Source organism: Butyrivibrio sp. (genome assembly GCF_017940685.1).
In the GTDB taxonomy this organism is placed as follows: domain Bacteria; phylum Bacillota; class Clostridia; order Lachnospirales; family Lachnospiraceae; genus Butyrivibrio.
On sequence record NZ_JAGAYD010000224.1, the window covers coordinates 1 to 7,155 of the forward strand.

Consider the following 7,155-nt stretch of genomic DNA (forward strand, 5'->3'; position numbering starts at 1 on the left):
AACTGTTGTATCAATAAAAGGACCGTCATACAGACTCAAAGATAAGAAAGTACTTTTTGAGCCAAACTCAAAGGAAGAGTGACGGATAAAATGTACATTTTTATTTTCCACTTTTTGTACATTCATATATTGACATTTACATTTGGAGATTATAAGATATTTGATCCAAAGTACAATAAGTACAACTTCCGTATTCACGATTATTTTCTTGCAAAGGCACTCGATCAGGTAAGACCGGGCGGTATGGTTGCAGTGATTACCACAAAGGGAACACTGGATAAAAGCAATCCAACAATCCGAAAGTATCTGGCTGAGAGGGCAGAGCTTGTGGGAGCAATCCGACTTCCGAATACTGCATTTAAGGATAATGCAGGAACAGAAGTGACAGCGGATATCCTGTTTTTACAGAAAAGGGAGCGAAAGATTGATATAGAGCTGGACTGGGTACATCTTGGTGTTACAGACGATGGCATAGCAGTCAATTCCTACTTTGCAGAGCACCCGGAAATGATGCTCGGCACAATGCAGTATGATACAAGAATGTTCGGGCAGGACAGCAGATATACCGTCTGCGTGAATGATGATGAGAACTTTAATCTGTATGAAGCACTCAATAAGGCAATCGGTAACATCAAAGCACAGATGACAGATTTTGAAAGACTGGCAGACAATGAGGAGCAGACGGAGGAAGTCATTCCCGCTGATCCGGATGTCAGAAATTATACTTACACATTCTTTGAAGGAAAGCTCTATTACAGGGAAAATTCCGAAATGGTAAGAAAAGAAGTATCACAGACTGCCGAGGAGAGAATCAGAAGTCTTGACGAAATCAGACAGATAACAAGAGAGCTGATTGATATCCAGATGGAGGGCTGTAGTGATGAGGAGCTTGCAGACAAACAGCAGCTTTTGAATGTAAAATATGATAAATTCGTTGGAAAGTATGGAGCAATCACTTCCAAAGCAAACCGTACAGCGTTCAGGGATGACAGCGATTATCCGCTTCTTTGCAGTCTTGAAGAAGTAAATGAGGACGGGGAGGTGAAGAAGGCTGATATGTTTTATAAGCAGACGATTAAGGCAAAGTCCGTGGTGGACAGGGTAGAAACTGCGGTAGAGGCTCTTAATGTATCGGTCAATGAGTTTGGATATGTAAATATCCCTTATATGCTCTCTATTTATGAAGCAGACAGGGATACTCTAATAAAGGAACTTGATGGAATTATATTTCTTAATCCTGACCGTTACAATGAAAATAACCCGGATGCAGGCTGGGAGACAGCAGACGAATATCTGTCAGGAAATGTAAGGGATAAGCTGCGTGTTGCAAAGGCGATGGCGGCGGATACCGATAATCCGCAGGCAGAAAGATTTGCCGCCAATGCCGCAGCCTTAGAGGAAGTTCAGCCGGAATGGATTGAAGCCTCGGATATTGATGTAAAGATTGGAACAACTTGGATTGAGCCGCTTGATTATGAGCAGTTTATTTATGAGCTGCTTAATACACCAAAGAGGGTAAGGGCAATCAGAACAGAGTATTATAATTCCGGTATTCAGGTTCACTTGAATAAAATGAGTATGGAATGGTTCATTGAGAATAAAAGTATGGATAAACATTCCGTGGCGGCAACAAAAACCTATGGTACAAGCAGAATGGACGCTTATTCTATTTTTGAGGAAACCCTGAACTTAAAAACGGTCACTGTCAGGGACAGGATTGATGATGGTGATGGCAAGTACCATTATGAAGTCAATAAGAATGAGACAATGCTTGCAAGGGAAAAGCAGAATATGATTAAGGAGAAGTTCAAGGAATGGCTGTTTGCAGAACCGGAACGCAGACAGAAGTATGTGGAATATTATAATGAAACTTTCAATAATATCCGCCTGCGTGAGTATGACGGAAGCCACTTGCAGTTTCCGGGAATGAACCCTGAAATTGAATTAAAACCGCACCAGAAAAATGCGGTGGCACGAATCCTTATGGGAGGAAATACCCTGCTTGCACACTGTGTCGGTGCCGGAAAGTCATTTGAAATGATGGCTGCGTGTATGGAGCAGAAAAGGCTTGGACTTGCCAATAAGACAATTATGGTAGTGCCAAAGCCGCTTATCGGACAGACAGCAAGTGAATTTTTAAGGCTTTATCCGTCAGCAAATATCTTGGTCGCAACGGAGCGTGATTTTGAAAAGAGCCGTAGAAAGCAGTTTGTATCAAGGATTGCGACAGGCGATTATGACTGTATTATTATGTCCCACTCGCAATTTGAGAAAATCCCAATCTCGCCGGAGAGAAAGGAGCGAATGCTTAATGAGCAGATAGAGGAAATCACTTATGCGATTGATGAAATGAATGAGAGAAACGGGGAACGCTGGACAGTAAAACAGATGGAAAGCCAGAAGAAAAAGCTGGAGGAACAGCTTAAATCACTGACCGATGAAAGCAGAAAAGATGACCTGATTACCTTTGAGGAGCTTGGTGTTGACTCTATTATGGTAGATGAAGCACACAATTTTAAGAACCTTGCCATTTTTTCAAAGATGAATAATGTGTCGGGAATCAGCAGTTCAGGGGCTAAGAAGTCAACGGATATGCAGCTTAAATGCCAGTATTTATCAGAGATAAATGATGGCAGGGGCATTGTATTTGCTACCGGAACACCGATAAGCAACACGATGTGTGAGATGTATGTTATGCAGCTTTATTTGCAGAAGTCGGCACTTGAGGAAATGGGAATTCATCATTTCGACTCGTGGGCGGCTAACTTCGGAGAAGTAACAACAGCACTGGAGCTTACAGTTGAGGGCAGTGGTTTCCGTTTCAAGAGCAGGTTCAATAAATTTACCAATTTGCCGGAGCTTATGAACATCTTCCGTGAGGTTGCCGATGTGCAGACAGCGGATATGCTTGCCCTTGATGTGCCGGCTCTGCGTGGCGGCAAGCCTATCATCGTGGAGTCGGAGCCTGACTGGTATGTGAAGCAGGTAATGGAAGATTTTGTGGTAAGGGCAGAAAGGATAAGAGGCGGAGGTGTTGATCCAAGCGTTGATAACTTCTTAAAGATTACACACGAAGCAAGGCTTCTTGGAACAGACGCAAGACTGATTGATAAGGACGCACCGGACAATCCGGACGGAAAGCTCAATAAGGTGGCAGAAAATGTCTGGAAAGAATATGTAAAAGGAAATGCTGATGGTCATATAGGCTGTCAGCTTATTTTTTCGGATATTGGAACACCAGGAGCTGACAAGGACTTTACGATTTATGATTATCTGAAGGAGTCACTTATCAAGTATGGTATCCCAGCGGAGGAGATAGCATTTATCCACGATGCAAAAACGGACGCACAGAGGGACGCACTCTTTAAGGAAATGAGGACAGGTAAGAAAAAAGTCCTTATCGGCTCAACAGATAAGTGTGGTACGGGTGTTAATGTGCAGACACACCTTGTAGCAATGCACCATGTCGATTGTCCGTGGAAGCCTTCTTCCATTGAACAGAGAGAGGGCAGAGGTATCCGACAGGGAAATGAAAACGATGAGGTGGCAATCTACAGATATGTTACAAAAGGAACCTTTGATGCGTACAACTGGTCACTTGTGGAGAATAAGCAGCGTTTCATCAGTCAGGTTATGACAAGCAAGGCAGTAAGCCGAAGCTGTGAGGACATTGATGAGGCAACGCTTTCCTACGCCGAAATTAAGGCGGTTGCTACAGGCAACCCTTTAATCAAGGAAAAGATGGAGGTTGACAATGATGTCCAGAGATTAAAGCTCTTAAAGGCGTCTTATGATAATCAGAGGTACGGATTGCAGGATAACTTTATGATCAAGTATCCAAAACTTATCAAAACTGCGACAGAGAAACTTGCCAATGTCAGGGAAGATATAAAGGCAAGGGATAAGGAGCTGATTGATAACTCGGACTTCGCCATTACCATAGGTAATGCAACTTATACAGAAAGAGTGGACGGTGGAACCACGATGCTTGAAGCAATCAGCAAATGCAAGACAGGCGAAACCACTTCAATCGGTAAGTTTCACGGCTTTGAGCTTCTGGTAGAAAAGAATTTCCTCAGTATCAACTATATGGTGCTTCGTGGAAAGACGGAATACAAGGCAGAGCTTTCCACAAGTCCGGTGGGAAGTATGGTAAAGCTGGAGAATCTGTTCAACGGACTTCACGAAAATGTAGATTTTCTGGAAAAGAAGATTGAACAGTACCAGAATGACCTTGAGGCTTCAAAGGCAGAGTATGATAAGCCGTTTGCACACAGTGCGGAACTGGAAGAAAAACTTGCAAGGCAGTGTGAATTAAATGCCCAGCTTGACCTTGAGAACGCAAAGGCTATGGACGCAGATCTAGGCGGACCGGACGAAGAAAAGTTTGAGGACAGAATAGAAAATGCGGGCATTGTTGCAGAGGATAAGGGAATTTATATGACAGACAGAGACAGGAAAAGATAGGAGTGGGACTCTATGAACATAAGGAAAGTGGTCGCAGGACTACTGATTGCAGCAGGGATTGCCATTATGGCAGTCCCTTTTTTCAGTTCAAAACAAGGAACAATGCGTTTTGTTGTCAGGTGCAGATATAAGGAGGCGGCAGATGAATAAGAGATACCGACTTGGGGAGATAGAAGAAACAGTATCGGAAATGGAGGAGTTAATCGACACCCCGGACGATATTGCAGAGATTGATGATGACTTTCAGATAGTCGTAAGCGGCTGGTCTGTATATGTCGAAAGCCTGAACCTGATACTCAGACAGGGAGTTGCCTGTATCTGGGATGCAGAGGCAGGATTATTTATGCCTGACTTTGATGTGACTATCATGTATGAGGGGAACATCGAAACACAGGAATGGCTCTATTATGAGCAGGGCGGAATGGCTGTCACACTCGGCAACTGGTTAAATGGCAGATTGTCTTGTAAACAGATAGAACAGCTTTGGTGTGAGCTTATCATACCGGAAAACAACAATTCAGAAGTATAAGAAAGAGAGGAACAGCGTATGAAGTATTCAATTAAAGTAAACGAAGTAAGAGCAAAAGATGGCAGCAACATCAAAGGTTTTGCAACCGTGGTATTTGGTGACTCATTCAAGATTACCAATATCGCAATCCTTGAAAATAAGGAAAAGGGAGAGCTTTTTGTATCAATGCCAAGGTACCGTTCCAATGAGCGTGATGAGAGCAACAGCGTGGTTTATAAGGATGTCTGCAATCCTATCACGGCAGAGTTTCGTGAGGAACTCTATACCAATATCCTTGAGGCTTATGCGAAAATCAGGGAGCCGGAAAAAGCAGAAATACAGACACAGGACAAAACACAGGAAATGCCGGAGTTTTCCGTGACGGTTACACCTTATGAAAGGGAAGGAAGTAATATCAAGGGACTTGCCCGCATTTACTTTGAAAACAGCTTCATTGTAAATAATGTAAATATCCTTCAGGGCAAAGAAAAAATCTTTGTGTCAATGCCTTCTTATAAGACAAAGCAGGTGGACGAGAATGGCAAGCCAATCTATCAGGACGTCTGCTATCCGGTCACAAAGGATTTCAGGGAGAAGCTCTACAATGAGATTATTGCAGAGTATGAGAAAGCAAAGGATAAGAGCAACGAAAAAGCAAGGGAGAATGCCGAACAGAACCACGGAAATCCCGACAGGGAGAAAAAGGATACTCCCTTTCGATAATTAAGATTAAGGGGCGGCAGGAGCTGCCCCGTTTATAAGGAGGAAAAGCAGATGGAAGCAGAAAAGACACTTACCAATGAGGAGATCATAAGGGAACTTCTCGACCTGTTAAAAAAGAATGCTATGAAAGAGCCGGCAAATGATGTATTTGAGATATGCAGCTATGTGGACGGTCTGGAGAAAAAGATTGCGACTATGACAGAAGAACTTACAAGTATGCAGAACCAGATTAGAGAAATGCAGGAAGATACCCTTGTCAATAATGCGAAAAAGGCATTGGCAGAAGCACAGGAAAGATTAAATGCCAGATGTGAGCAGATAAAGTCACAGGTATCTGAGGTAAAGGTACAGGTAAAATCTACTGCCAAGAGCATTGTTGATGAAACAAAGGCAAAGGGCAGGGCGGCACTTTACAGGGTTACAGAGTTTGCAGGAATTAAGAAAAGACTTCTTAATGTAAGAACAGCAGTAAAAGATGCGATTGTATCTACTGACAGGGATATTGCAAGGACAGCACTTCTTGCAAAGGGACTCCGTGAAGCCGGGCAGACCGTAAACAATGCGTTCCGTACCTTTGCGGATAAGCCGGAAGTGGATTATTCACAGAAGGAACAGAAACACCCAATCACAAAGGCGGTAATTGCCCCTATGAAAGCAGTGAGAAAGCTGTTTGTATCAATGGAGCTACATCTGGACGCTTCGATTGATAAGCTGGATAATCTGGCTATGAATGTGCAGTTTGATAAGGTAAAGCGTATGGAAGATATTAAGAGCGGGGAACAGAAAGTATCAGACATAGTAGAAGCAGAACGGGATAGAGTCTATGCAGAGGTTATACATGCATCGATGGTGGTAGAAGGTCATGAGTATCAGTATAATGCCGATGCTTTTGAGGCAAGAGATAGTGCTGATGTAAAAGTGGAGACAGTAGAGAAAGTATCAAAGGCAAGAGAAGATAAAGCTAGATAATATAGAGGCATATCATTAGAAATGTTGATATGATTTGTTTAGGTAGAAAAATTATGGTATATGTGTTATACTATTTTAGTCAGGTAAATGTATTTCTTTATAAAGAGTGGAAATTTAATTTGTGAGCGAATTTACAGAAAAAGAAATGCTAAAAATAAAAAATGCTTAAGTGGTTATGAAAGTGAAGTTTTTGATTTCAAAGATATAAGTCTAGATTGCCAATAACTGAAAGTTATTTAATGTATTTTTTAAATAGAAATACTATAACTCTTAAATTAAATGAAATAATATATTGTATAAAACATATTATAATTCTGAAATAGATAACGGCATACTATGATAATTAAAATATGCGATGTATAACATTATTTTATGTAAAAAGATGGCTAATATTGTGGTAGCTTAATAGATATTCACATTTTATTTGTTTAAGAGTTCAAAAATTAAAAATAAATGACTGATAATCAAGTATTATCAGTCATTTAGGA

At 41.6% G+C, this 7,155-nt stretch carries 4 protein-coding genes and 1 pseudogene; all 5 read left to right on the forward strand.

Annotated features, from left to right (window positions below):
* Positions 1-138: 138 nt before the first annotated feature.
* Positions 139-4,467 (forward strand): annotated as a pseudogene (locus J6I68_RS13460) (helicase-related protein); the annotation flags it as partial.
* Positions 4,468-4,479: 12 nt separating this feature from the next.
* On the forward strand, positions 4,480-4,617 hold the full coding sequence (locus J6I68_RS13465; RefSeq protein WP_292221083.1) for a hypothetical protein: 138 nt from the start codon (positions 4,480-4,482) through the stop codon (positions 4,615-4,617).
* Complete coding sequence (locus J6I68_RS13470; RefSeq protein ID WP_292221084.1) at positions 4,610-4,996, forward strand: hypothetical protein; 387 nt, start codon at positions 4,610-4,612, stop codon at positions 4,994-4,996. The genes J6I68_RS13465 and J6I68_RS13470 overlap by 8 nt, the downstream gene beginning before the upstream one ends.
* A gap of 18 nt (positions 4,997-5,014) precedes the next feature.
* Positions 5,015-5,698, forward strand: coding sequence for a SpoVG family protein (locus J6I68_RS13475; protein ID WP_292221085.1), 684 nt, complete (start codon positions 5,015-5,017; stop codon positions 5,696-5,698).
* Between the two features lie 51 nt (positions 5,699-5,749).
* Positions 5,750-6,667, forward strand: a complete 918-nt coding sequence (locus J6I68_RS13480) for a DUF6674 family protein (protein WP_292221087.1) — start codon at positions 5,750-5,752, stop codon at positions 6,665-6,667.
* The last annotated feature ends 488 nt before the right edge of the window (positions 6,668-7,155 follow it).